Origin of the sequence: Luteimonas wenzhouensis, from assembly GCF_007859305.1 — a bacterium.
Taxonomy (GTDB): domain Bacteria; phylum Pseudomonadota; class Gammaproteobacteria; order Xanthomonadales; family Xanthomonadaceae; genus Luteimonas; species Luteimonas wenzhouensis.
Window position 1 is genome coordinate 12474 of the sequence record NZ_VOHE01000006.1, and the last position, 24762, is coordinate 37235.

Sequence of the window (24762 nt, forward strand, 5' to 3'; positions counted from 1 at the left end):
GACGCGCATCCCCGGGCAGGCGGCCGCCCATCCAGGAGGTTCCCCATGACCGAAGCCACCCCCGCCACGCCGTTCAAGCCGAAGAAGTCGGTCGCCCTGTCCGGGACCGCCGCCGGCAACACCGCCCTGTGCACCGTCGGCCGCACCGGCAACGACCTCGCCTATCGCGGCTACGACATCCTCGACCTCGCCACCACCTGCGAGTTCGAGGAGATCGCCCACCTGCTGGTGCACGGCAAGCTGCCCAACCGCGCCGAGCTGGCCGCCTACAAGGCCAGGCTCAAGTCGCTGCGCGGGTTGCCGGCCGCGGTCAAGGCCGCGCTCGAGCAGCTGCCGCCGTCGGCACACCCGATGGACGTCATGCGTACCGGCGTGTCGGTGCTCGGCTGCGTCCGGCCGGAGAAGGACGACCACAACCACCCGGGCGCGCGCGACATCGCCGACCGGCTGATGGCCTCGCTCGGTTCGATGCTGCTGTACTGGTACCACTACGCCTACAACGGCAGGCGGATCGAGGTGGAGACCGACGACGACTCGATCGGCGGCCACTTCCTGCACCTGCTGCACGGGCGCAAGCCGAAGGACAGCTGGGTGCGCGCCATGCACACCTCGCTGATCCTGTACGCCGAGCACGAGTTCAACGCCTCGACCTTCACCTGCCGCGTCATCGCCGGCACCGGCTCGGACATGTACTCGGCGATCTGCGGCGGCATCGGCGCCCTGCGCGGGCCCAAGCACGGCGGCGCCAACGAGGTCGCGTTCGAGGTCCAGAAGCGCTACGAGACCCCGGATGAGGCCGAGGCCGACATCCGCCGCCGGGTGGCGAACAAGGAGGTCATCATCGGATTCGGCCACCCGGTCTACACCGTGTCCGACCCGCGCAACAAGGTGATCAAGCAGGTCGCGAAGGAGCTGTCGGAGGAAGCGGGCAACACGAAGATGTACGACATCGCCGAACGCCTGGAGTCGGTGATGTGGGACATCAAGAAGATGTTCCCGAACCTCGACTGGTTCAGCGCGGTCAGCTACCACATGATGGGCGTGCCGACCGACATGTTCACCCCGCTGTTCGTGATCTCGCGCACCTCCGGCTGGAGCGCGCACATCATCGAGCAGCGCATCGACGGCAAGATCATCCGCCCGAGCGCGAACTACACCGGTCCGGAGGACCAGACCTTCGTGCCGATCGACCAGCGGCCCTGACCCACCGCGTTGCTCCCTCCCCTGCGTGCGGGGGTGGGAGCATCCTGCTTGCACGGCATGCCGTGCAGGATGCCCGGACGACCGGCGCCCTGCGCCGGGCCGGACGGGCCGGGGTGGGGCCAGCGGCCGCATCGCTGCCCGGGACGCGCGCTGAGCGCGCCCCCATCCCGACCTTCCCCCGCTCGCGGGGGAAGGGGCCAACTCCCCAGCTTCGAGTCGCCCGCCATGAACAGCCTGCACCGCAAACCCCTTCCCGGCACCCAGCTCGACTGGTACGACGCGCGTGAAGCCGTCGAGGCGCTGCAGCCCGGCGCCTGGGCGGGCCTGCCCTACACCGCGCGCGTGCATGCCGAGAACATCGTGCGCAGGGCCGACCCCGCGCGCATCAACGACTACCTCGGCCAGCTGGTGCGCCGCGAGCGCACGCTCGACTTCCCCTGGTTCCCGGCGCGCGTGGTCTGCCACGACATCCTCGGCCAGACCGCGCTGGTGGACCTGGCCGGCCTGCGCGACGCGATCGCCGACCAGGGCGGCGACCCGGCCGCGGTCAACCCGGTGGTGCCGGTGCAGCTGATCGTCGACCACTCGCTGGCGGTCGAATGCGGCGGCTACGACCCGCAGGCGTTCGAGAAGAACCGCGCGATCGAGGACCGCCGCAACGCCGACCGCTTCCACTTCATCGAGTGGTGCCGGCATGCGTTCGACAACGTGGAGGTGATCCCGCCGGGCAACGGGATCATGCACCAGATCAACCTGGAGAAGATGTCGCCGGTGGTGTACGTGCACGATGGCGTCGCCTTCCCCGACACCTGCGTGGGCACCGACTCGCACACCCCGCACGTGGACGCGCTGGGCGTGATCGCGATCGGGGTCGGCGGCCTGGAGGCCGAGAACGTGATGCTCGGGCGCGCCTCGTGGATGCGCACGCCGGAGATCGTCGCGGTGGAACTGGCCGGCCGACCCGGCCCCGGCATCACCGCCACCGACATCGTGCTGGCGCTGACCGAGTTCCTGCGCCAGCAGCGCGTGGTCGGCGCATACCTGGAGTTCCGCGGCCCGGGCGCGGCGGCGCTGACCGTGGGCGACCGCGCCACCATCTCCAACATGGCGCCCGAGTACGGCGCCACCGCGGCGATGTTCTTCATCGACGGCAACACCCTCGACTACCTGCGCCTGACCGGCCGCAGCGAGGAGCAGGTGGCGCTGGTCGAGACCTACGCGAAGGCGGCCGGCCTGTGGGCCGACGACCTCGCCGACGCGCGCTACGAGCGGACCCTGCACTTCGACCTGTCGGCGGTCGAGCGCAACATGGCCGGCCCGTCGAACCCGCACCGGCGCCTGCCCACGCGCGCGCTGGCCGAGCGCGGCATCGCCGACCCGGCCAAGCTCGAGGCCGCGCGCGCGGCCGAGCGCGAGGGCCAGCTGCCCGACGGCGCGGTGATCATCGCCGCCATCACCTCCTGCACCAACACCAGCAACCCGCACAACGTCATCGCCGCCGCCCTGCTGGCGCGCAACGCGGTGCAGAAGGGCCTGGCGCGCAAGCCGTGGGTGAAGACCTCGCTGGCGCCGGGTTCGCGCGCGGTGCAGCTGTACCTGGAGGAGTCCGGCCTGCTGCCGCACCTGGAGCAGCTGGGCTTCGGCATCGTCGGCTTCGCCTGCACCACCTGCAACGGCATGAGCGGCGCGCTGGACCCGAAGATCCAGCAGGAGATCGTCGACCGCGACCTGTACGCGGTGGCCGTGCTCAGCGGCAACCGCAACTTCGACGGCCGGATCCATCCCTACGCCAAGCAGGCCTTCCTGGCCTCGCCGCCGCTGGTGGTGGCCTACGCCATCGCCGGCACGGTGCGCTTCGACATCGAGAAGGATCCCCTGGGCTTCGACGCCGACGGCAATCCGGTCACGCTCAAGGACCTCTGGCCCAGCGACGCCGAGATCGACGCGGTGGTGAAGGCCAGCGTCAAGCCCGAGCAGTACCGCGCGGTGTACGGGCCGATGTTCCGGCTCAAGGTCGAGGGCGGCGAACCGGCCAGCCCGCTCTACGACTGGCGCCCGCAGAGCACCTACATCCGCCGCCCGCCGTACTGGGAAGGCGCGCTGTCCGGCGAGCGCACCCTGCGCGGCATGCGCCCGCTGGCGGTGCTCGGCGACAACATCACCACCGACCACATCTCGCCGTCGAACGCGATCCTGCCGTCGAGCGCGGCGGGCGAGTACCTGGCCTCGATGGGCCTGCCCGAGGAGGACTTCAACTCCTATGCCACCCATCGCGGCGACCACCTCACCGCGCAGCGCGCGACCTTCGCCAACCCCAAGCTGCTCAACGAGATGGTGCGCGACGACGACGGCAACGTGGTCCAGGGCTCGCTGGCGCGGCTGGAGCCCGAAGGCCAGGTGATGCGCATGTGGGAGGTGATCGAGACCTACATGCAGCGCCGCCAGCCGCTGGTGATCATCGCCGGCGCCGACTACGGCCAGGGCAGCTCGCGCGACTGGGCCGCCAAGGGCGTGCGCCTGGCCGGGGTGGAGGCGATCGTGGCCGAGGGCTTCGAGCGCATCCACCGCACCAACCTGATCGGCATGGGCGTGCTGCCGCTGCAGTTCCAGCCGGGCACGACCCGCCTGACCCTGGGCATCGACGGCACCGAGACCTTCGATGTCGTCGGCACGCCCGCGCCGGGCGCGACGCTGGCCCTGGTGGTGCATCGCCGCGACGGCAGCCGCGTCGAGGTCCCGGTCACCTGCCGCCTCGACTCGGACGAGGAGCTGTCGATCTACGAGGCCGGCGGCGTGCTGCAGCGCTTCGCCCAGGATTTCCTGGCCCGGTCGCGGACGGCCTGAACGGGTGTTGCGGCCGGACTGTCGAATCCCGCCCGCGCCGTTCGTCGGATCCCTGCAGACCCACCCAGGAGACCGAGCATGTCCGACGCGAACAACAACACCGGCACCGTCACCCTGCACCGCGTGCTGCGCGCGCCGCCCGAGCGCGTGTACCGTGCCTTCGTCGATCCGGCGGCGATGGCGAAGTGGTCGCCGCCGCACGGCTTCACCGGCGTGGTCCACGAGAGCGACGTGCGCGTGGGCGGCGGCTACCGGATGTCGTTCACCAACTTCTCCACCGGCACCAGCCACACCTTCGGCGGCCGCTACGTCGAGCTGGTCGAGGGCGAGCGCATCCGCTACACCGACGCGTTCGAGGACCCGGGCCTGCCCGGCGAGATGCAGGTGACCGTCACCTTCGAACCCAGCCCCGTGGGCACCGTGCTGCGCATCCGCCAGGAAGGCCTGCCCGAAGCGGTCCCGGTTGATTTCTGCTACGCCGGCTGGCAGGAATCGCTGGAGCTGCTGGCCCGGCTGGTCGAGCCTGAAATCCCGGACGGAGCGTGAGCCATGGATCCGGGCCAGCTGGCGCTGATGGCGCAGGGCGACCTGTTTGGCGCGCCGCTCCCGCGCCCACGAATTCCGTGACCACGCGTCGCAACCCAGGACAGTTCCCATGGCAGTGAAGAAGGGCATCAGGCAACTGGTCGACGAGGCCAACGCGCGCATCACCACGATCCCGGTGGAGGAGGCCAGGGCGCTGCTCGGGGACCCGGACGTGCAGTTCGTCGACATCCGCGACGTGCGCGAGCTCGAGCGCGAGGGCCTGGTGCCCGGCGCGTTCCATGCGCCGCGTGGGATGCTCGAGTTCTGGGCCGATCCGGACAGCCCGTACTTCAAGCCGGTGTTCGGGCAGGACCGGCGCTTCGTGCTGTACTGCCAGTCGGGCTGGCGCTCGGCGCTGGCGACCGCCGCGCTGCAGGACATGGGCCTGGCGCGCGTGGCCCACGTCGCCGGCGGTTTCCATGCCTGGAAGGCGGCGGGCGGCGAGGTCGCGCGCAAGGAGACGCGCGCGCCGGCGGCCGCCGCCACGCGGCTGGCGGGCGGCCAGGTCCGCATCCCGGCCACCTACATGCGCGGCGGCACCTCCAAGGGCGTGTTCTTCCGCCTCGAGGACCTGCCCGAGGCCGCGCGCGTGCCCGGCCCGGCGCGCGACGCGCTGCTGATGCGCGTGATCGGCTCGCCCGACCCCTACGGCAAGCACACCGACGGCATGGGCGGCGCGACCTCGAGCACCAGCAAGTGCGTGATCCTGTCGAAGGCGACGGTGCCCGGCCACGACGTCGACTACCTCTACGGCCAGGTCTCGATCGACAGCGCCTTCGTCGACTGGAGCGGCAACTGCGGCAACCTGTCGGCGGCGGTCGGGCCGTTCGCGATCGCCAACGGGCTCATCGATCCCGCGCGCGTGCCGAAGGACGGCACCTGCACCGTGCGCATCTGGCAGGCCAACATCGGCAAGACCATCGTCGCCCGCGTGCCGGTGGTCGACGGCCAGGTGCGCGAGACCGGCGACTTCGAGCTCGACGGCGTGACCTTCCCGGCGGCGGAGATCGTGCTCGAGTTCGTCGATCCCTCCGACGACGGCGATGGCGGCGCGATGTTCCCGACCGGGAACCTGGTCGACACCCTGGACGTGCCCGGCATCGGCCCGTTGCAGGCGACGCTGATCAGCGCCGGCATCCCGACCGTGTTCGTCAACGCGGCCGACATCGGCTACGACGGCACCGAGCTGCAGCCGGCGATCAACGACGACCGGGCGGCGCTCGGGATGCTCGAGGCGATCCGCGTCGCGGGGGCGCTGCGCATGGGCCTGATCCGCACGCCGGAGGAGGCGCAGACGCGCCAGCACACGCCCAAGGTCGCCTTCGTCGCACCGCCCAAGGACTACGTGGCCTCGAGCGGCAAGGCGATCGCCGCCGCCGACATCGACCTCAACGTGCGCGCGCTGTCGATGGGCAAGCTGCACCACGCGATGATGGGAACCGCGTCGGTCGCGATCGCCACCGCCGCGGCGGTGCCCGGCACCCTGGTGAACCTGGCCGCCGGCGGCGGCCGGCGCGACGTGGTGCGCTTCGGGCATCCCTCCGGCACCCTGCAGGTCGGCGCCTCGGTGGAACAGGTCGACGGACACTGGAGCGTCACGAAGGCGGTGATGAGCCGCAGCGCCCGCGTGCTGATGGAAGGCTGGGTGCGCGTGCCGGCCGACGTGGTCGCCTGACTCCGGCGCCGCCGATTCCCGAATGCGCGCTGGTGCCCCCTCCCCCGTTCACGGGGGAGGGTTGGGGTGGGGGCAAGCGGGTGGCCCTGGCGCCTTCCGCGCCTGCGGCGCGTCCCCAAGCGGGGGAAGGGGCGGGTGCGAATCGAAGGCTGGCGGGCGTGCCGGCCAACGCGGTCGCCTGACTCCGGCGCCGCCGATTCCCGAATTCGCGCTGGTGCCCCCCTCCCCCGTGTACGGGGGAGGGTTGGGGTGGGGGCAAGCGGGTAGCCCTGGCGCCTTCCGCGCCTGCGGCGCGTCCCCCCATCCCAACCTTCCCCCGCAAGCGGGGGAAGGGGCGGGTGCGGCCATGACTCCCTCCCCCGTGTGCGGGGGAGGGTTGGGGTGGGGGCAAGCGGGTGGCCCTGGCGCCTTCCGCGCCTGCGGCGCGTCCCCCCATCCCAACCTTCCCCCGCAAGCGGGGGAAGGGGCGGGTGCGAAGCGAAGGCTGGGTGCGCGTGCCGGCCGACGTGGTCGCCTGACTCCGGCCGCATCCCCGCGGCCATGACTCCCTCCCCCGTGCACGGGTCGGGGTGGGGGCAAGCGGGTGGCGCTGGTGCCTTCCGCCCCTGCGGCGCGTCCCCCCATCCCAACCTTCCCCCGCAAGCGGGGGAAGGGGCAGGCGCGTGGGGAAGGCGTTGGAACGGGAAGGCGCTGGAGAAGGTGGAAGCGGGCGCGGCTCGCCCGCGTCACTCCTTCCCGAACCGCTCGCCGAAGAAGTCGCCCGGCTTCCAGCGCGGGCGCTGCGGTGCATCGCCCACCAGCTGGCCGATGCGGGCGTTGAGCCGCGCCAGGCGGGCGGCGTCGCCGTACTGGATCGGCAGCGAGGTGTCGTCGCAGGGGCGGTGGTAGCAGTGGCGCAGGAACCAGGTCATCGCGACCTTCGGATCCTGGCCGGGATTGGCGCCGACCACGCCACCCATCAGGTAGACCGCGGGGATGCCGGCGCGGACGAAGGCGTACTGGTCGCTGCGCACGAACACCACTTCCTCGGGGAACGGGTCGGGCGACAGCGCCACCCCGATCTCGGACGCGGCCTGCTCCAGCACCGCGTCGAGGTCCGAATGCGCCACGCCGATCGGCACCACGTCGGTGGTCGGCGCGGTCAGCACCGGCATGTCCATGTTGATATTGGCCACCAGGGTGCCCTCGACCGGCGGGTGTCGCGCGAACCACTCCGCGCCCAGCAGGCCCTGCTCCTCGCCGGTGAGCGCGACGAACAGCAGCGAGCGCCCGGGCGCCGGCCCCTGCGCCAGTTCGCGCGCGGCCTCGAGCATGATCGCCACGCCCAGGGCATTGTCGAGCGCGCCGTTGTGGATCGCGTCGCCGTCCACTTCGGCGCCGATGCCGACGTGGTCCAGGTGCGCGGTGTAGACCACGTGCTCGGCCGCCAGCACCGGGTCGCTGCCGCCGATCCGGCCCACCACGTTCGCCGATTCCGCCGGCTCGAGCCGGGTGCGGCCGGCCAGCAGCAGGGTGCCGGGGAGGTCGAAGCCGCGCAGCCGGCCCTGGCGCGCGGCATCGAACAGCTGCGCGGAGGTCATGTCGCCGCCTTCGAACAGCAGGTCGGCCGCCGCCGCACTGACCACGGCCGTGGCCTGCAGCTGCGGCCAGGCGCCGATCGCCCGGCCGTCGGGCCCGCGCAGGCGCATCGACGGCCGCCCGAACTGCTCGGCGGTGCGCGCCCAGGGATAGCGCGCCTCGTCGTCGGCGGTGTTCACCATCACCGCGCCGATCGCGCCGCGCTCGACCAGGTTGCGCAGCTTCTCGCGCCAGGAGGAATGGAACGCGCGGCGGGTGTCGTCGAAGGTGCCCGGGGCGCCGCCGAACACGACCGCGATCTTGCCGCGCAGGTCCAGCCCGGCGAAATCGTCGTGGCCCAGCTCCGGCGCATGCACCGCCTGGCCGACGAACACCGCCGGCGCCTCGACCTCCGACCGCTCGCGGTTGAAGTCGGCGCCCGGCAGGAACTGGGTGCGCAGCTCGAGCGCCGTGGCCTGGCCGCCGCGCCGGACCTCCAGCCGCGCGCCTTCGGCCAGCGCGGTGCCCTTGAGCAGCGGCACGGCCTGCCGCCAGCCGCCGTCGTCGCCGGCCGGCTCCAGGCCCAGCGCGGCGAAGCGTTCGGCCACGTACCCGGCCGCGCGGTCGTAGCCGGGGGTGCCGGTTTCGCGGCCTTCCATCGCGTCGTCGGCCAGGGCCACCACGTCGGCCTCGATCCGTTGGCCGGCGGGGGTGTCGTTGGCCGGTTTCGGGGTGGCGGGCGCGGCCGGGTCGGCCGCGGCGCCGGCAGGCGGGGCGGGGCTGCGCTGGCAGGCACCCAGCGCCAGGCAGGCGCCCAGCAGCAGGGCGGCGGTGGTGCGGCAGGGCATGGGGACACTCCGGAAGGCCGTGGGGACGCTAGCACCGGGGCGCCGGGCCGGACAACCGCGCCAGCGCGCGCACACGCCGCGGCAACGGCCCGTGCCTATGATCGGACCGGCATGCCCGCCGCGATTGACCGCGGTCAATGCCAGGCGCGCGCGTGCGGGCCAGCATGGCGGCGGACGTCCTCCGTGCCCTGCGCCGCGGCGCGCCCCCTGTTCCCGACATCGATCCCCCGAGGTGACGACATGGACAAGGTTTCCAATATGCCGATGGCGCTGTGGAAGGCCAATCTGGACCTGCAGGCCCGCCTGGGCCGGCTGATGCAGGAGGGCGGACAGCAGTGGCTGGAACTGGGGACGCGTGCGGCCAGCGACGGCGCCGCCCAGTTCCAGGCCGACGCCCGGAAGCTGCTCCAGGCCGGCGACTGGCAGGCACTGGCCTCGCTGCCGTTCGAGACCTTCTGGCGCCAGGCTGAGGCCGGGCTGGGCGAGGGCAAGGCCGCCGCGGAGGCCGCGGTGCAGGCCCAGGAGCGCTTCGTGGCCGGCCTGGGCGAAGCGCTGCAGGAATGGCAGCGGCAGCTGGCCCGGGCCTGGACCGAAGCCGGCATCGACGCAGGTATCGCCTCGGCCACGGCCGGGTCGTGGGAAGCGCTGCTGTCGAGCATGGACCAGGCCATCGCCGCGATGCAGTCGGCCGGCAGCCGGGGCGGGGCGCGCAAGCGGGGTGGGTAAACCGGCACCGCCCGCCGCGCCGGCGGCCCCGGCGCCCGACGACTGGCATGCCCTCGAACCGGGGGAGGCGCTGGCGCGGCTGGGGGTGGACGGGGACGGTCTGGCGCCGGACGAGGCCGCGCGCCGGCTCGGGCAGTACGGCCCCAACGCCCTGCCGCCACCGCCGCGCGTCCCCGGCTGGCGCCGCCTGCTGCGCCAGTTCAACGATCCGCTGATCCTGTTCCTGCTCGCCGCCGCGGTGCTGTCGGCGCTGCTGGGGCATTACGCCGACGCGGGCGTGATCGCCGCCGTCGTGCTGGTCAACGCCATCGTCGGCGTGGTCCAGGAAGGGCGCGCCGAGCAGGCGCTGTCGGCGCTGCGCTCGATGCTCGCGCCCACCGCGCGCGTGCTGCGCGGCGGGCGCCGGGCCACGGTGCCGGTCGCGAGCCTGGTGCCCGGGGACGTGCTGCTGCTGGAAGCCGGCAACCGCGTGCCGGCCGACGCCCGGCTGCTGCGCGCGCGCGGCCTGCGCGTGGACGAATCGGTGCTCACCGGCGAGTCGGTGCCGGTCGACAAGCAGGTCGATCCGGTGGCCCCCGACGCCGAACTGGCCGCCCGCACCTCGATGCTCCATTCCGGCACCCTGGTGGCGACCGGCCAGGCGGTGGCGCTGGCGGTGGCGACCGGTCCGCGCAGCCGGATCGGCCGGATCGGCGCGCTGCTGGGCGGGATCGAACCGCTGGAAACCCCGCTGCTGCGCCAGATCCGGCGCTTCGGCCGCGGCTTCACGGTGGCGGCACTGGTCGCTGCCGTCGCCCTGTTCCTGTTCGCCGTGGCCGTGCGCGGCTATGCCTGGCTCGATGCGCTGATGGTGGTGGTGGCGCTCGCGGTGGGCGTGGTCCCGGAAAGCCTGCCCGCGGTCATCACCATCACCCTGGCCCTGGGCGTGCGCCGCATGGCCGCACGCCACGCCATCGTCCGGCGCCTGCCGGCGGTCGAGACGCTGGGCGCGACCACCGTGATCTGTTCGGACAAGACCGGCACCCTGACCCGCAACGAGATGGCCGCGCGCAGCGTGGTGACCGTTGCCGGCCGGGTGGAGGCGCAGGGCGAGGGTTACGCGCCGCACGGGCGGCTGGACGCGGCCGGTGGCGACGGCGCGGCGCTCGAGGCCGCGCGCGCGGTCGCGCGCATCGGCCTGCTGTGCAACGACGCCCACCTGCGCGAAGCATCCGACGGCCACTGGCGCGCCGACGGCGACCCGATGGAGGCCGCGCTGCTGGCGCTGGCGGCGCGCGCCGGGATCGACCGCGAGGCCCTGCGCGCCGCGCATCCGCGCCTGGACGAGGTGCCGTTCGACGCCGCGCACCGCTTCATGGCCACCCTGCACGCCGACGGCGAGGGCGCGCTGCTGTGCGTGAAGGGCGCGCCGGAACAGGTCCTGGCGTTGAGCGTGGCCCAGGCCGGCGCGGACGGCGCGCAGGCGCCGCTGGATCCGTCGACGTGGCGCGCCGCGATCGATGCCGCCGGCGACGCCGGCCAGCGCGTGCTCGGCTTCGCCTTCCGCCGCCTCGACCACGTGCCCGCGCAGCTGGCGCTGGAGGACGTGGGCGGGCTGGTGTTCGCCGGCCTGGTCGGCTTCATCGACCCGCCGCGCGAGGAAGCGATCCGCGCGGTCGCCGACTGCCGCGGCGCCGGCATCGCGGTGAAGATGATCACCGGCGACCATGCCGCCACCGCCGCGGCGATCGCCCGCCAGCTGCGGCTGGCCGACCGGGTGCGGGTGGTGACCGGGCAGGAGCTCGAGCACGTGGCCGACGCCGACCTGCCCGCGCTCGCCGCCGAGGCCAGCGTGTTCGCGCGCACCACGCCCGAGCACAAGCTGCGGATCGTGCGCGCGCTGCAGTCGCGCGGCCACACCGTGGCCATGACCGGCGACGGCGTCAACGATGCGCCCGCGCTGCGCCAGGCCGACATCGGCATCGCCATGGGCCACAAGGGCACCGAGGCGGCCAAGGAGGCCAGCCAGATGGTGCTGGCCGACGACAACTTCGCCTCGATCGCCGCCGCGGTGCACGAGGGCCGCGCGGTGTACGACAACATCCGCAAGGTGATCGCCTGGACCCTGCCCACCAACGGCGGCGAGGCGCTGGCCGTGGTGCTGGCGCTGGCCTTGGGCTGGGTGCTGCCGATGACGCCGGTGCAGATCCTCTGGATCAACATGGTGCTGACCGTGACCCTGGGCCTGTCGCTGGCGTTCGAGCCGCCCGAGCCCGGGGTGATGTCGCGCCCGCCGCGGCGCCGCGACGCGCCGCTGGTCTCGCCCTTCATGCTGTGGCGGATCTGCCTGGTGTCGGTGCTGTTCAGCGCGCTGGTGTTCGCCGTGTTCGCCTGGGCGCGCGCGCGCGGACACGACCTGGAGACCGCGCGCACCATGGTCGTCAACACCTTCTGCGTGCTGGAGGTGTTCTACCTGTTCGCGGTGCGCTACCTGCACGGCACCTCGTTCTCGCTGCGGGGCCTGCGCGGCACGCCGGCGGTGCTGTGGGCGATCGCGGCCGTGGTGCTGGCGCAGGTGGCGTTCACCTGGCTGCCGTGGATGCATGCGGTGTTCGGCAGCCGCCCGGTGCCGCTGCTGGAGAATCTCGTGGTGGTAGCGGCCGGCGTGGTGCTGCTGGCGCTGCTGGAACTGGAGAAATGGCTGCTGCGCCGCTTCGACGTGTTCGCAGAGCTGCGCACCGTGGCAGGATCGGGGTCCACGCCCCAGGGAGCCCATGCATGAACCCACCCGATGCCGGGACCATCCAGGCGAGCCACCTGCTGCTGGCCACCGACCTGTCGCCGCGCTGCGACCGCGCCACCGATCGCGCGATCGCGCTCGCGCGCGGCGGCAGCGCTCGCGCGCTGGCGGCGACGGTGGTCGAGCCGTTCGAGCGCTCGGCGCGCAACGTGCCGCGCCACGACCTGCCCGGCTGGTACACCGAGCCGGACGACGTGCAGCTCGCGCGGCGCCGGCTCGAGCGCGAGTTCGAGGCCACCCCGCGCCGGTGGGAGGTGCACGTGGCGCGGGGCGCGGCCGGCGACCACGTGGCCGGCCTGCTCGATGCGCTGGGCGAGGCGGTGCTGGTCACCGGGCCGGTCCGCGACGGCCTGGTGGGCCCCGCGGTGCTGGGATCGACCGTCGACCGCGTGCTGCGCCGGCCCGGCGCCACGCTGCTGATGGTCAAGGAGCGCGCGCACCGCCCGTACCGCCGGCTGCTGTTCGCGAGCGATTTCTCCGAGGCCTGCCGCGCGGCGCTGCGGCGCGCGCGCGCCCTGTTCCCCGGCACGCCGATGACCGTGCTGCACGGCTACTCGGTGCCGATGCTGGGCCTGCTCGACAGCACCCGCGACCAGGCGCTGGCCGACACCGCCGCGCAGCTGCGCGAGGAAGGGCGCGCGTTCCTGCGCGAGGAGGGCCTGGGCGACGAGGTCGAGCTGCTGGTCGAGCACGGCGAACCCGCGCGACTCGTGCAGCAGTACCTCGAGACCTTCGGCGCCGACCTCGTCGTGCTCGGCACCCACGGCCGTGGCGCGATCCACGAACTGGTGGTGGGCAGCGTGGCGCGGCGGATCCTGGCCACGGTCCAGGCCGACCTGCTGGCGGTGCGCGCATGAACCTGCCGCCCCGCGACGACGACCTGCGCGTCCTGCGCAACCGCACCTTCGACGAACTGTCGGTCGGAGACTGCGCCAGCATCGAGCGCACCCTGGCGCAGGAGGACATCCAGCTGTTCGCCCTGCTCTCGGGCGACCTCAACCCGACCCACGTCGATCCCGAGTTCGCCGCGTCCACGCGCTACAGCGGCGTGATCGCGCACGGCATGTGGGGCGGGGCGCTGATCTCGGCGGTGCTCGGCACGCGCCTGCCCGGCCCCGGCACGATCTACCTCGGCCAGACCCTGCGCTTCCTGGCGCCGGTGCGGATCGGCGACCGGCTCACGATCCAGGTCACGGTGACCGCGCTCGAGCCCGGGCGGCGCCTGGTGACCCTGGCCTGCAAGGGCACCAACCAGCGCGGCGAGGTGGCGATCGAGGGCGAGGCGCAGGTGATCGCGCCCGACGAGCGCATCGAGCGCCCGCGCACCGCGCTGCCGGAGATCCGCCTCGACGTGGCCGGCGACGACGGCCTGTCGCGGCTGCTGGCCCACGTCGCCACGCTCGAACCGGTGAAGGTGGCGGTGGTGCATCCCTGCGATCCGCTCAGCCTGGCCGGCGCGATGGACGCGCGCGACGCGGGCCTCATCGACCCGGTGCTGGTGGCGCCCCGCGCGCGATTGGAGGCCGCGGCCGCCGAAGCCGGCATCGACCTGGCCGGGATCGCGGTCGAGGACGTGCCGCACAGCCACGCCGCCGCCGAGCGCGCGGTGGCGCTGGCGCGCGAGGGCAAGGTCGAGGCGCTGATGAAAGGCAGCCTGCACACCGACGAGCTGATGGGGGCGGTGGTGTCCTCGGCCGGCGGCCTGCGCACCAAGCGCCGCGTGAGCCACTGCTTCGTGCTGCAGACGCCGCACTACCCGCGCCCGTTCATCGTCACCGACGCGGCGATCAACCTCGCGCCGGACCTGGCGCAGAAGGCCGACATCGTGCGCAACGCGATCGAGCTGGCGCACGTGATCGGGGTCGAGCGGCCGAAGGTGGCGATCCTGGCCGCAGTGGAGACGGTGACGCCGTCGATGCCGGCCACCCTCGATGCCGCGGCGCTGTGCAAGATGGCCGACCGCGGCCAGATCGAAGGCGGCGTGCTCGACGGCCCGCTGGCGTTCGACAACGCGGTGTCGATCGCCGCCGCGCGCACCAAGGGCATCGTGTCCGACGTCGCCGGCCAGGCCGACGTGCTGGTGGTGCCGGACCTGGAGAGCGGCAACATGCTGGCCAAGCAGGTGATGTACATGGGCGACGCGGCCAGCGCCGGGATCGTGATGGGCGCGAAGGTGCCGGTGGTGCTGACCAGCCGCGCCGACTCCCGCGAGTCGCGCCTGGCCTCGTGCGCCATCGCCCTGATGCTGGCGCACCGCTACCGCACCGCGCCGCCCTGACCCGGCAGTCGCACAGCGCCCCCATCCCGACATTCCCCCGCAGGCGGGGGAAGGAGCCGGCCGGCTGCACCCGATGCGGCTCCTCTCCCTCCCCCGCGCGCGGGGGAGGGGGCCGGGGTGGGGGGCAGCCTGCCGCAGGTCGCGATGGCAAGCGGTTCCGCGCCGGAGCGTGCCCCCATCCCAGCCTTCCCCCGCAGGCGGGGGAAGGGGCCGGCCGGGCGCTCCTGACGACGCGGCTCTTCTCCCTCCCCCGCGTGCGGGGGAAGGGGCACGCCGCCGCCGTCGCCCTTGACTCTGGACTCAGGTCCAGACTGCAGACTGTAGGCCCCCGCCCGGAGATCGCCCATGTCCTCCATGCGCATCGGCCAGCTCGCCCGGACCGCCGGCGTCGCCATCGACACCGTGCGCTACTACGAGCGCGTCGGCCTGCTGCCACCTGCCGGGCGGTTGGCGTCCGGCTACCGCCGCTACGGTCACGCGGAACTCAAGCGCCTGCGCTTCATCCGCCGCGCCAAGGCGCTGGGCTTCTCGCTGGAGGACATCGCCGAACTGCTCAGCCTCGGCGAGCGCAGCGACGTGGCCAGCATCCGTGCCGTGGCCGCGCGCAAGCAGGCGCAGGTCGACGCGCGCATCGCCGAACTCGAGCGCGTGCGCGACGGCCTGCGCACCCTGGTGGCCGCCTGCCCCGGCCACGGACGGGCGGAGGCCTGCCCGATCCTCAACGCGCTCTCCGGGGAGGACGCGACGTGAGCGCGTATCAAGACCCCGTCCGCGCGGCGACGACGCAGCGGCGCGATCCCGTCTGCGGCATGGTGGTGGCGCCGGAGTCCCCGCACGCGGTCGAACATGCCGGGCGCACCTGGCATTTCTGCTGCGCGCGCTGCGCCGCGAGGTTCGCCGCCGACCCGTCGCGCTACGACGGCAGCCGCGAGGCGCTCCCGGACGACCGCGATCCGGTCTGCGGCATGACCGTCAAGCCGGATTCCCCGCACAGGGTCGAACACGCCGGCCGCGCCTGGCGCTTCTGCAGCGCGCGCTGCGCGGAGAAGTTCGCCGCCGACCCCGTGCGCTACGACGGCAGCGCGCCGCCGCCGGCCGCGCCGCCGCCCCCGCCGGGCACCATGTACGTCTGCCCGATGGACCCGGAGGTGCGCCAGGACCACCCGGGCACCTGCCCCAAGTGCGGCATGGCGCTGGAACCGGAGCTGCCGAGCCTGGACGAGGGCGACAACCCCGAGCTGCGCGACTTCTCCCGCCGCTTCTGGTGGACCCTGCCGCTGACCGCGGCCGTGTTCGTGCTCGGCATGTTCGGCCACCGGCTGCCGTGGTTCGACCCGGCCACCCGGAGCTGGATCGAGCTGCTGCTGTCCACGCCGGTGGTGCTCTGGGCCGGGGCCCCGTTCTTCGTGCGCGGCTGGCAGTCGCTGCGCAACCGCAGCCCGAACATGTGGACCCTGATCTCGCTGGGCACCGGCGCGGCCTATGCCTACAGCGTGGTCGCCACCCTGGCGCCGGGCGTGTTCCCGGCCGGTTTCTCGTCGATGGGGCGGGTGTCGGTGTATTTCGAGGCCGCGGCGGTGATCGTCACCCTCACCCTGTTCGGCCAGCTGCTCGAGCTCAAGGCACGCGCGCAGACCTCGGCCGCGATCCGCTCGCTGCTCGGCCTGGCGCCGAAGACCGCGCGCCGCCTTCGCGAGGATGGCGGCGAGGAGGACATCCCGCTCGACCACGTCCACGTCGGCGACCGGCTGCGCGTGCGCCCGGGCGAGAAGGTGCCGGTGGACGGCGTGGTGCTGGAGGGGACCAGCCGCGTCGACGAGTCCATGCTCACCGGCGAGCCGCTGCCGGTCGGCAAGCGCGCCGGCGACCGGGTGGCCGGCGCCACCCTCAACGGCGCCGGCGCGCTGGTGATCCGCGCCGAGCGTGTGGGATCGGAGACCCTGCTGGCGCAGATCGTGCAGATGGTGGCGCAGGCGCAGCGCTCGAAGGCGCCGATGCAGCGACTGGCCGACGTGGTCGCCGGCCGCTTCGTGCTGGGCGTGGTCGCGGTGGCCGTGGTCGCGTTCTTCGCCTGGGGCCTGTTCGGGCCCGAACCGGGCTGGGTGTACGGGCTGGTCAACGCGGTGGCGGTGCTGATCATCGCCTGCCCCTGCGCGCTGGGCCTGGCCACGCCGATGTCGGTGATGGTCGCCACCGGCCGCGGCGCGACGATGGGCGTGCTGTTCCGCGACGCCGCCGCGATCGAGCGCCTGCGCGAGGTCGACACCCTGGTCGTGGACAAGACAGGCACCCTCACCGAGGGGCGTCCGGCGTTCGGCGAGGCGGTCGCGGTCGAGGGCGGCAGCGCCGACGAGGTGCTGCGCCTGGCCGCCAGCCTCGACCAGGGCAGCGAGCATCCGCTGGCGCAGGCCATCGTCGCCGCCGCGCGCGAACGCGGCATGGCGCTGGTGCCGGTGGAAGGGTTCGAATCGAGCACCGGCATCGGCGTGCGCGGGCGCGTGGAAGGCCGCGCGCTGGCGCTGGGCAATACCGCGCTGATGCGCGACGCGGGGGTCGACGTGGCGCCCCTGCGCGAACCCGCCGAAGCCCTGCGCGGCCAGGGCGCGAGCGTGATGTTCCTGGCCGTGGACGGCGCGCTCGCCGGCCTGCTGTCGGTCTCCGACCCGGTCAAGGCCAGTACGCCGGCGGCCATCGAGGCGCTGCATGCGGCCGGCCTGCGCATCGTGATGGCCACCGGCGACGGCCTGACTACGGCGAATGCCGTTGCCGCGAAACTCGGCATCGACGAGGTCCACGGCGAGGTCCGGCCGCAGGACAAGCTGGCCCTGGTCGAACGCCTGCAGCGCGAAGGCCGGGTGGTGGCCATGGCCGGCGACGGCATCAACGACGCCCCGGCGCTGGCCCGCGCCGACGTCGGCATCGCCATGGGCACCGGCACCGACGTGGCCATGGACAGCGCCCAGGTGACCCTGGTCAAGGGCGACCTGCGCGGCATCGCCACGGCGCGCGCGTTGTCGCAGGCCACGGTGTCGAACATGCGCCAGAACCTGCTGTTCGCCCTGGCCTACAACGCGCTGGGCGTGCCCATCGCCGCCGGCGTGCTGTACCCGTTCACCGGCCTGCTGCTGTCGCCGATGATCGCCGCGGTGGCGATGAGCTTCAGCTCCACCTCGGTGGTGGGCAACGCCCTGCGCCTGCGCCATCGCCGCCTGTCCCTGCCCGAGCCCGGAGAGTCCCGCGCATGAACCGCCCCGCCGACCGCTATCCCACCCGTGGCGACTTGGTGCTGGTGCTCAACTGTGGTTCGTCGAGCATCAAGTTCGCGCTGTTCGACGCCGGCCAGGACCCGCTGCCGCGCCAGCCGGCCTGGAACGGCAAGGTCCATGGCATCGGCGGGCCGTCGCCGACCTACGGCGAGACCGGCATCGAGCCGGCGCCGGTCGCGCTGGACCCGGAACGGCCCTACCTGTCGGCGCTGCAGCGCATCCGCGAGGGCGTGGTGGCGCGCCTGGGCGGCCGCCGGCTGGCCGCGATCGCCCATCGAGTGGTCCATGGCGGCAGTCGCTACTTCGCGCCCACGCGCGTGGACGCCGCGGTGCTGGCCGACCTCGAGGGCTACATCCCGCTGGCCCCGCTGCACCAGCCGTTCGCGCTCGAGGCGATCGCGATCCTGCTGCGCGAACGCCCCGACATCCCGCAGGCGGCCTGCTTCGACACCGGCTTCCACCACACCCTGCCGGACGTGGAGAAGCTGCTGCCGCTGCCCTGGGACTGCTGGCAGCGCGGCCTGCGCCGCTACGGCTTCCACGGCCTGTCCTACGAATACATGGCGACCGCGCTGCCCGAGCGCCACGGCGACCTCGCGCGGGGCAGGGTGGTGGTGGCGCACCTGGGCAGCGGCGCCAGCCTGTGCGCGATGCAGGGGTTGCGCAGCGTCGCCACCACCATGGGCTTTTCCGCGCTCGACGGCCTGATGATGGGCACCCGCACCGGCGCGCTCGACCCGGGCGCGCTGCTGTACCTGATGGAGATCGAGAAGCTGTCGCTGGAACAGGTGGGGCAGATGCTCTACCACCGTTCCGGGCTGCTCGGCGTGTCGGGCATCTCGTCCGAGCCGCGGGTGGTCGTGCGCCATGAGGGCGATCCAGGCGAAACCGGCGAGCGCGCCCGCCTGGCGCTGGAGCTCTATGTGCGGCGGATCGTGCGCGAGATCGGCGCCCTGGCCGCGGTGCTGGGCGGCCTGGACCTGCTGGTGTTCACCGCCGGCGTGGGCGAGCACAACGCCTTCGTCCGCGAGCGTGTGTGCCGCGACCTGGCCTTCCTCGGGCTTGCGCTGGATCAAGGCGCGAACGCGGTCGACGCGCCGATCATCTCCAGCGACGCCAGCCGCGTGCGCGTGGGCGTGGAGCCGACCAACGAGGAATGGGTGGCCGCCCGCGACGCGCTGCGCGCGCTGGGCTGACTGCGCACCGCGGCGGCGCCGCGGAAGGACGGAAGGTGATGCTGCTCGGCCTCGACGCTTCGATCTGGAAGATGCTGCTGGTGGTGCTGCTGGCGCCGGTGCTGGCGGTGGGTCTGCTCAACCTGCTGTTGCGCCGCCGCGGCGGTGTCGGCGCGGCCTGGAGCGGGGTGCTGGTGCTGTTCCTGGCCGGCGTCAGCGCGCTGCTGATCATCCTCGACAAGGTCCGCCTGTGAGCCGGGGGCTGCGCAGGGAGGGCGGGGCATGCGCAGGCTGATCCTGCCGATGCCGGGCAACGAGGCGCTGGCCGCCGCGCTGGCCCGGGCCTGCGATGGCGAGACCGGGCGGGTGGAGACCCGCCGCTTCCCCGATGGCGAAAGCTACGTGCGCCTGCACGGCGACCCGGCCGGGCGGCCGGTGGACCTGGTCTGCACCCTGGCCCGGCCGGACCCGGGCTTCCTGGCCCTGGTGTTCGCCGCCGACGCCGCCCGCGAGCTGGGCGCCCGCGAGGTCACCCTGGTCGCGCCCTACCTGGCCTACATGCGCCAGGACATCCGCTTCCTCCCCGGCGAGTGCGTCAGTTCGCGCAGCTTCGCGCGGCTGCTGTCGGCGAGCGTCGACCGGCTGGTCACCGTCGACCCGCACCTGCACCGGCACCCGGCGCTGTCGGCGATCTACTCCATACCCACCGCGACCCTGCAGGCTGCGCCGCTGCTGGCCGACTGGATCGCCGCGCACGTGGACGCGCCACTGGTGGTCGGCCCCGACGAGGAGAGCGGGCAGTGGGCCGGTGCCATCGCGGCCCGCATCGGCGCGCCGCACGTGGTGCTGCGCAAGACCCGGCTCGGCGACCGCGAGGTGCGCATCGACCTGCCCGATCTGTCGCGGTGGCGCGACCGCACCCCGGTGCTGGTGGACGACATCGCCTCGTCCGGCCGCACCCTGGCCGAGGCGGCGCGCGGCCTGGAGGCGCAGGGCCTGCCCCGGGCCGAATGCGTGGTGGTGCACGCGCTGCTCGCCGACGGCGCCTTCGAGGAGCTCGCGCCGCGGTTCGCACGCATCACGTCCACCGACTCCGTACCGCATCCGAGCAACCGCATCGCGCTCGCGCCGCTGCTGGCCGACGCGTTGCGGCGCGACCTGCGCGACTGACCCGACCGGCGCGGACGCGCCGCACCAGAGGGAGGATCCACCGCCATGAGTACCGACACCTCACGCGAGCGCTGGATCGCCGGCCATGGGCCCATCGTCCACCGCGACGCGACCGTCGCCCGCGTCGAGGCCCTGGTCGCGCGCCTGCTCCAGGACGGCCGCATCGCCTCGGCCGAGGCCGCCTACGGGCTCCTCGCCGCCGCCGACCGCCTGGCCTGCATGGCCATGAGCGTGGTCGCGCACATGACCTATGCCCGGCGCATCGACCTGTCCGGCGCGCCGCTCGACGCCGACGACTTCAAGCCCGCGCCCGAAGGCCACACCGGTGGCTCGCTCAACATGGTCCAGGGGTTCGTGGGCTACCTGCTGGCCAACGCCCTGACCGGCCAGACCCGCGGCTGGATCATGGGCCAGGGCCACTGCGTGGCCGCGATCGAGGCGGTGAACGCGCTGACCGGCGACGTCTCGCCGCGCCAGCGCGGCCGCTACGACCGCAGCGCCGAAGGCCTGTCGCGGCTGGTCGCCGATTTCTACTGCTACGCGATCGACGCCGACGGCCGGCCCGCCGTGCCGCTGGGCAGCCATGCCGGGCCGGACACGGCCGGCGCGGTCAGCGAAGGCGGCTACCTCGGCTTCGCCGGGCTGCAGTACGTGCACATGCCGCTCCCGGGCGAGAGCCTGGTCGCCTTCCTCAGCGACGGCGCGTTCGAGGAGCAGCGCGGCCAGGACTGGGCCCCGCGCTGGTGGCGCGCCGAAGACTGCGGCGCCGCGATCCCGGTGATGATCCTCAACGGCCGCCGCATCGAGCAGCGCACCCAGATCGTGCAGGAGGGCGGGGCCCAGTGGCTGGCCGGCGACGTGCGCCACAACGGCTTCGACCCGGTGATCGTCGACGGGCGCGACCCGTCCGCGATCGCCTGCGCGATCGTCGAGGCCGAGGACGTGCTGCGCGCCTTCGCCGCCAGCCCCAAGCGCCGCTATCCCGCGCGCCTGCCGTACGTGATCGCCGAGACCGAGAAGGGGTTCGGCTTCCCCGGCGCCGGCCGCAATGCCGCGCACAACCTGCCGCTGGACGGCAACCCGCGCCACGATGCCGCCGCGCGCGAGGCCTTCAATCGCGGCGCCGCCGCGCTGTTCGTGCCGCCGGAAGAACTCGACGCGGCGCTCGCCGCGTTCGACTGCCACGCCGCCCAGGGCCGGGTGAAGGAAAGCCTGCATCCGATGGCGCACCGCGACCCGCCCGCGCCGGTGCTCCCGGAACCGGACTGGGCCACGCCCGGCGGCAGCGCCAGCGCGATGGCCGCGCTCGACCGCTGGTTCGTGTCCCTGGTCGAGGCCAATCCCGGCCTGCGCGTACGCATCGGCAATCCGGACGAGCTGGCCAGCAACAAGATGGGCGGCACCCTGCAGCGGCTCAGGCACCGGGTCAACGCGCCCGAGCCGGGCGTGGCCGAGGACCTGCACGGCGCGATCATCACCGCGCTCAACGAAGAGGCGGTGGCCGCCGCGGCGCTGGCCAACAAGGGCGGGCTCAACCTGGTGGTGAGCTACGAGGCGTTCGCGGTGAAGATGCTGGGCCTGCTGCGCCAGGAAACCATCTTCGCCCGTCGCCAGCGCGAGGTCGGCCAACCGCCGCGCTGGCTGCCGGTGCCGCTGGTGGTGACCTCGCACACCTGGGAGAACAGCAAGAACGAGCAGTCGCACCAGGACCCGACCATCGGCGAGGCGCTGCTGGGCGAGATGTCCGACACCGCGCGCGTGCTGTTCCCCGTCGATGGCAATACCGCGGTCGCCGCGCTGCGCGACGTCTATGCCGGGCGCGGCCAGGTCGCCTGCGTGGTGGTGTCCAAGCGCGAGGTCGAAGAGCACTTCGACGCGGAGGCCGCGCAGCGCCTGGTGCGCGACGGCGCGGGCCAGGTCGTCGGCGATCCGCTGGAGGCCGACGTGCAGCTGGTGGCGATCGGCGCCTACCAGCTCGACGCCGCGCTCGCCGCGCAGCGCCACCTCGCCGCGCGCGGCCGGCGCGCCTGCGTGAGCGTGGTGCTCGAGCCCGGACGCCTGCGCGTGCCGCGCGACGCGATCGAGGCCGCGTTCGTGGCCGACGACGCCAGGGTGCAGGCGCTGTTCCCGCCGGAGCTGCCGCGCGTGCTCCTCAGCCACACCCGCCCCGAGCCGATGCTGGGCGTGCTGCGACGCATCGACTCGGGCCCCGCGCGCACGCGTGCGCTGGGCTACATCAGCCGCGGCGGTACGCTCGACGTGCCCGGCATGCTGTTCGCCAACCGCTGTACCTGGGCGCACGCGGTGGATGCCTGCACGGCGGTGGCGGGATGGCCGCGCGAGGAGTTGCTCGACGCGCCGCTGCGCGACGCGCTCGACGGCCGCGGCGATCCGCGCGTGCTGCAGGACAGGGCGCCATGAGCGTCGTCGCGCCCCCGCCGTCCCTGCCGCCGCTGCGCGCCGCGCGCCTGCAGCTGCACGCGGCGCACCAGCCGATCGCGGTGATGCGCAGCGACTGCCACGTCTGCCGCTCCGAGGGCCTGTCGCCGCGCAGCCAGGTGCTGGTGACCCGCGGCGAACGGCAGGTGCAGGCGCTGCTCTACCAGACCGACGACGAGCGCTTCCCGCCCGACCAGGTGGCGCTGTCGGAGGCGGCGTGGCGCGCGCTCGGGCTGGCCGAGGGCGAACCGGTGCAGGTGCGCCATCCGCCGGTACTCGAATCGCTGGCCGGCGTTCGCCGCCGCATCTACGGCCGCCGGCTCGACGCGGGCGACATGGCGGCCATCGTCCGCGACGTGGTCCAGGGCCGCTACACCGACGTGCACCTGTCCGCCTTCCTCACCGCCACCGCGGCCCTGCCGCTCGACGCGGACGAAACCGTGCACCTGACCCATGCCATGGTCGAGGTCGGGCAGTGCCTGTCCTGGCCCTCGCCGGTCGTGGTCGACAAGCACTGCGTCGGCGGCCTGCCGGGCAACCGCACTTCGCCGATCGTGGTCGCGATCGCGGCCGCCAACGGCCTGGTGATGCCCAAGACCTCCTCGCGCGCGATCACTTCGCCCGCCGGCACCGCCGACACCATGCAAACGCTGGCCCCGGTCGACCTCGACCTGTCCACGCTGCGGCGCGTGGTCGAGCGCGAAGGCGGCTGCCTGGCCTGGGGCGGGGCGATGCACCTGAGCCCGGCCGACGACATCTTCGTGCGCATCGAACGCGAGCTGGACATCGACACCGAGGGCCAGCTGGTCGCCTCGGTGCTGTCGAAGAAGATCGCCGCCGGCGCCACCCATGTCGCCATCGACATTCCGGTCGGGCCCACGGCCAAGATCCGCAGCCCCGAGGCGGCGCGCCACCTGGCCGCGCGCATGCAGTCGGTCGGCGAACGCTTCGGCCTCGTGGTGCGCTGCCTGTTCACCGACGGCGCGCAGCCGGTGGGCCGCGGCATCGGCCCGGCGCTGGAGGCGCGCGACGTGCTGGCGGTGCTGCGCTGCGAACACGACGCGCCCCCGGACCTGCGCGAGCGCGCCGCCGACATCGCCGGGGTCGTGCTCGAACTCGGGGGTGTGGCCGCCGAAGGCGCCGGCCCGCGCCTGGCGCTGGAAACGCTGGACAGCGGCCGCGCCTGGGAACGCTTCGTGCGCATCTGCGAGGCCCAGGGCGGACTGCGCACCCCGCCGCAGGCCGCCTGCGTGGCGCCACTGGTGGCCACCCACGGCGGACGCGTGGTGCACGTCGACAACCGCCGCCTGTCGCGGCTGGCCAAGCTCGCCGGCGCCCCGGAGAGCCCCGCCGCCGGCCTGCGCCTGCGGGTGCGCCTGGGTGACGAGGTCGCCCGCGGGCAGCCGCTGCTGGAACTGCATGCGCAGACCGCGGCGGAGCTGGCGTACGCGCTCGACTACGCGCGCGATGCGGGGGACATCGTCCAGGTCGTGGCCTGAACCCGGTCGGCACGGCGTGCCTTGCCCGCCGCACCGCGGATGCGGCGCTCCGGCGCTTGCGCGGAGCGACGTGCGCGACGCGACGGCGGCGGTTTCCACAGGCGCGCGCGTTTCCCGCCGTCGCGCCCGCCTGCCTCCTCCTGCCCGTCCGTTGCCGCTAGACTCTTGCCCGACTCCCCCCGACCCCCGACATGCCGATGGATGCCGAGACCCAGGCCGCGGTACAGGACGATGCCGGCAGCGTCGAGCAGTCGCGGCTGCAGGGACTGCTCGGCTACCAGCTCACCCGCGCCCAGCTGCAGCTCCACCGCCGCCTGGTCGAACGCCTGCAGGCGGTGTCGCTGCGCCCGGTCGAATATTCGATCCTGGTCCTGATCGACAGCAACCACGGCATCAACCAGCGCCAGATCGGCGATGCCCTGGGGATCTCGCCGCCCAACCTGGTGGGCGTCATTACCCGGCTGATCAAGCGCCGGCTGGTGCGTCGTGCCCGCAGCCGCCAGGACCGCCGCGTCCAGCACCTGCACCTCACCGCCGAGGGCGCGCGCCTGCTGGTGGAGGCCGAGGGCATCGTCACCGAGTTCGAGCAGGGCATCCTGGCGGCGATCGGCGACGTCGGCCACGACCAGCTCGAGCGCGCGCTGCGCCGCATCCAGCAGCTCTGAACCCCCGTTTCCCGCGCAGGCCCCGGCCTCGGCCGGGAGGGCGCTGCTGCGCG

At 73.7% G+C, this 24762-nt stretch carries 17 protein-coding genes and 1 pseudogene; 17 read left to right on the forward strand and 1 reads right to left on the reverse strand.

Going from position 1 to position 24762, the window contains the following annotated elements; translation table 11 throughout:
- Positions 1-45 precede the first annotated feature (45 nt).
- From prpC to prpF, 5 genes and pseudogenes are all read left to right on the forward strand, one after another.
- Positions 46-1203, forward strand: a complete 1158-nt coding sequence (gene prpC, locus FQY79_RS11305; protein ID WP_027071925.1) for a bifunctional 2-methylcitrate synthase/citrate synthase — start codon at positions 46-48, stop codon at positions 1201-1203.
- A gap of 225 nt (positions 1204-1428) precedes the next feature.
- Positions 1429-4047, forward strand: a complete 2619-nt coding sequence (acnD, locus tag FQY79_RS11310; RefSeq protein WP_186759975.1) for a Fe/S-dependent 2-methylisocitrate dehydratase AcnD — start codon at positions 1429-1431, stop codon at positions 4045-4047.
- Positions 4048-4125: 78 nt separating this feature from the next.
- Complete coding sequence (locus tag FQY79_RS11315) at positions 4126-4593, forward strand: SRPBCC family protein (RefSeq protein WP_146313026.1); 468 nt, start codon at positions 4126-4128, stop codon at positions 4591-4593.
- A 109-nt stretch (positions 4594-4702) separates the two neighbouring features.
- A pseudogene (locus tag FQY79_RS15645) lies at positions 4703-5056 on the forward strand (rhodanese-like domain-containing protein); the annotation flags it as partial.
- Between the two features lie 66 nt (positions 5057-5122).
- Positions 5123-6307, forward strand: coding sequence for a 2-methylaconitate cis-trans isomerase PrpF (prpF, locus tag FQY79_RS11320; protein ID WP_281289326.1), 1185 nt, complete (start codon positions 5123-5125; stop codon positions 6305-6307).
- 725 nt (positions 6308-7032) lie between these two features.
- Here prpF and FQY79_RS11325 read toward each other — a convergent pair.
- On the reverse strand, positions 7033-8712 hold the full coding sequence (locus FQY79_RS11325) for a M28 family metallopeptidase (protein WP_146313028.1): 1680 nt from the start codon (positions 8710-8712) through the stop codon (positions 7033-7035).
- A 240-nt stretch (positions 8713-8952) separates the two neighbouring features.
- Between FQY79_RS11325 and FQY79_RS15800 the strand changes: the two genes are divergently transcribed.
- From FQY79_RS15800 to FQY79_RS11385, 12 genes are all read left to right on the forward strand, one after another.
- Positions 8953-9438 carry a phasin family protein gene (locus FQY79_RS15800; RefSeq protein WP_186759978.1) on the forward strand — a complete coding sequence of 162 codons (486 nt, stop codon included), beginning with the start codon at positions 8953-8955 and terminating at the stop codon, positions 9436-9438.
- Positions 9431-12199 carry an HAD-IC family P-type ATPase gene (locus FQY79_RS11335; protein WP_146313030.1) on the forward strand — a complete coding sequence of 923 codons (2769 nt, stop codon included), beginning with the start codon at positions 9431-9433 and terminating at the stop codon, positions 12197-12199. Before FQY79_RS15800 ends, FQY79_RS11335 begins: the two co-directional genes overlap by 8 nt.
- Complete coding sequence (locus tag FQY79_RS11340) at positions 12196-13074, forward strand: universal stress protein (protein WP_186759980.1); 879 nt, start codon at positions 12196-12198, stop codon at positions 13072-13074. The genes FQY79_RS11335 and FQY79_RS11340 overlap by 4 nt, the downstream gene beginning before the upstream one ends.
- Positions 13071-14495: a bifunctional enoyl-CoA hydratase/phosphate acetyltransferase gene (locus FQY79_RS11345; RefSeq protein ID WP_146313032.1), complete on the forward strand. Its 1425-nt coding sequence runs from the start codon at positions 13071-13073 to the stop codon at positions 14493-14495. The genes FQY79_RS11340 and FQY79_RS11345 overlap by 4 nt, the downstream gene beginning before the upstream one ends.
- Before the next feature lie 354 nt (positions 14496-14849).
- Positions 14850-15245: a heavy metal-responsive transcriptional regulator gene (locus FQY79_RS11350; RefSeq protein WP_146313165.1), complete on the forward strand. Its 396-nt coding sequence runs from the start codon at positions 14850-14852 to the stop codon at positions 15243-15245.
- Positions 15242-17740: a heavy metal translocating P-type ATPase gene (locus FQY79_RS11355; protein ID WP_281289320.1), complete on the forward strand. Its 2499-nt coding sequence runs from the start codon at positions 15242-15244 to the stop codon at positions 17738-17740. Before FQY79_RS11350 ends, FQY79_RS11355 begins: the two co-directional genes overlap by 4 nt.
- Positions 17737-18957: an acetate/propionate family kinase gene (locus tag FQY79_RS11360; RefSeq protein WP_146313034.1), complete on the forward strand. Its 1221-nt coding sequence runs from the start codon at positions 17737-17739 to the stop codon at positions 18955-18957. Before FQY79_RS11355 ends, FQY79_RS11360 begins: the two co-directional genes overlap by 4 nt.
- A gap of 38 nt (positions 18958-18995) precedes the next feature.
- A complete protein-coding gene (locus FQY79_RS11365) occupies positions 18996-19190 on the forward strand; it encodes a hypothetical protein (protein WP_146313035.1) in 195 nt (64 codons plus the stop codon).
- A 28-nt stretch (positions 19191-19218) separates the two neighbouring features.
- Entirely contained in the window at positions 19219-20106 is an 888-nt protein-coding gene (locus FQY79_RS11370; RefSeq protein WP_146313036.1) for a ribose-phosphate pyrophosphokinase, read from the forward strand.
- Positions 20107-20151: 45 nt separating this feature from the next.
- A complete protein-coding gene (locus FQY79_RS11375; protein ID WP_146313037.1) occupies positions 20152-22527 on the forward strand; it encodes a phosphoketolase family protein in 2376 nt (791 codons plus the stop codon).
- Positions 22524-24044 (forward strand): thymidine phosphorylase family protein, encoded by a 1521-nt coding sequence (locus FQY79_RS11380; RefSeq protein WP_146313038.1) that lies wholly within the window; start codon positions 22524-22526, stop codon positions 24042-24044. The genes FQY79_RS11375 and FQY79_RS11380 overlap by 4 nt, the downstream gene beginning before the upstream one ends.
- 191 nt (positions 24045-24235) lie before the next feature.
- Positions 24236-24709 carry a MarR family winged helix-turn-helix transcriptional regulator gene (locus tag FQY79_RS11385; RefSeq protein WP_146313039.1) on the forward strand — a complete coding sequence of 158 codons (474 nt, stop codon included), beginning with the start codon at positions 24236-24238 and terminating at the stop codon, positions 24707-24709.
- Positions 24710-24762: the final 53 nt, after the last annotated feature.

What these genes read in the sequence shown, in the direction of transcription:
- FQY79_RS11360 (WP_146313034.1), top strand. Translation starts at nt 17,737, where the DNA reads ATGAACCGCCCCGCCGACCGCTATCCCACCCGTGGCGACTTGGTGCTG.
- FQY79_RS11315 (WP_146313026.1), top strand. Translation starts at nt 4,126, where the DNA reads ATGTCCGACGCGAACAACAACACCGGCACCGTCACCCTGCACCGCGTG.
- FQY79_RS11370 (WP_146313036.1), top strand. Translation starts at nt 19,219, where the DNA reads ATGCGCAGGCTGATCCTGCCGATGCCGGGCAACGAGGCGCTGGCCGCC.
- FQY79_RS15800 (WP_186759978.1), top strand. Translation starts at nt 8,953, where the DNA reads ATGGACAAGGTTTCCAATATGCCGATGGCGCTGTGGAAGGCCAATCTG.
- FQY79_RS11340 (WP_186759980.1), top strand. Translation starts at nt 12,196, where the DNA reads ATGAACCCACCCGATGCCGGGACCATCCAGGCGAGCCACCTGCTGCTG.
- prpC (WP_027071925.1), top strand. Translation starts at nt 46, where the DNA reads ATGACCGAAGCCACCCCCGCCACGCCGTTCAAGCCGAAGAAGTCGGTC.
- FQY79_RS11325 (WP_146313028.1), bottom strand. Translation starts at nt 8,712, where the DNA reads ATGCCCTGCCGCACCACCGCCGCCCTGCTGCTGGGCGCCTGCCTGGCG.
- FQY79_RS11345 (WP_146313032.1), top strand. Translation starts at nt 13,071, where the DNA reads ATGAACCTGCCGCCCCGCGACGACGACCTGCGCGTCCTGCGCAACCGC.
- FQY79_RS11365 (WP_146313035.1), top strand. Translation starts at nt 18,996, where the DNA reads ATGCTGCTCGGCCTCGACGCTTCGATCTGGAAGATGCTGCTGGTGGTG.
- FQY79_RS11350 (WP_146313165.1), top strand. Translation starts at nt 14,850, where the DNA reads ATGCGCATCGGCCAGCTCGCCCGGACCGCCGGCGTCGCCATCGACACC.
- acnD (WP_186759975.1), top strand. Translation starts at nt 1,429, where the DNA reads ATGAACAGCCTGCACCGCAAACCCCTTCCCGGCACCCAGCTCGACTGG.
- FQY79_RS11385 (WP_146313039.1), top strand. Translation starts at nt 24,236, where the DNA reads ATGCCGATGGATGCCGAGACCCAGGCCGCGGTACAGGACGATGCCGGC.
- FQY79_RS11380 (WP_146313038.1), top strand. Translation starts at nt 22,524, where the DNA reads ATGAGCGTCGTCGCGCCCCCGCCGTCCCTGCCGCCGCTGCGCGCCGCG.
- FQY79_RS11375 (WP_146313037.1), top strand. Translation starts at nt 20,152, where the DNA reads ATGAGTACCGACACCTCACGCGAGCGCTGGATCGCCGGCCATGGGCCC.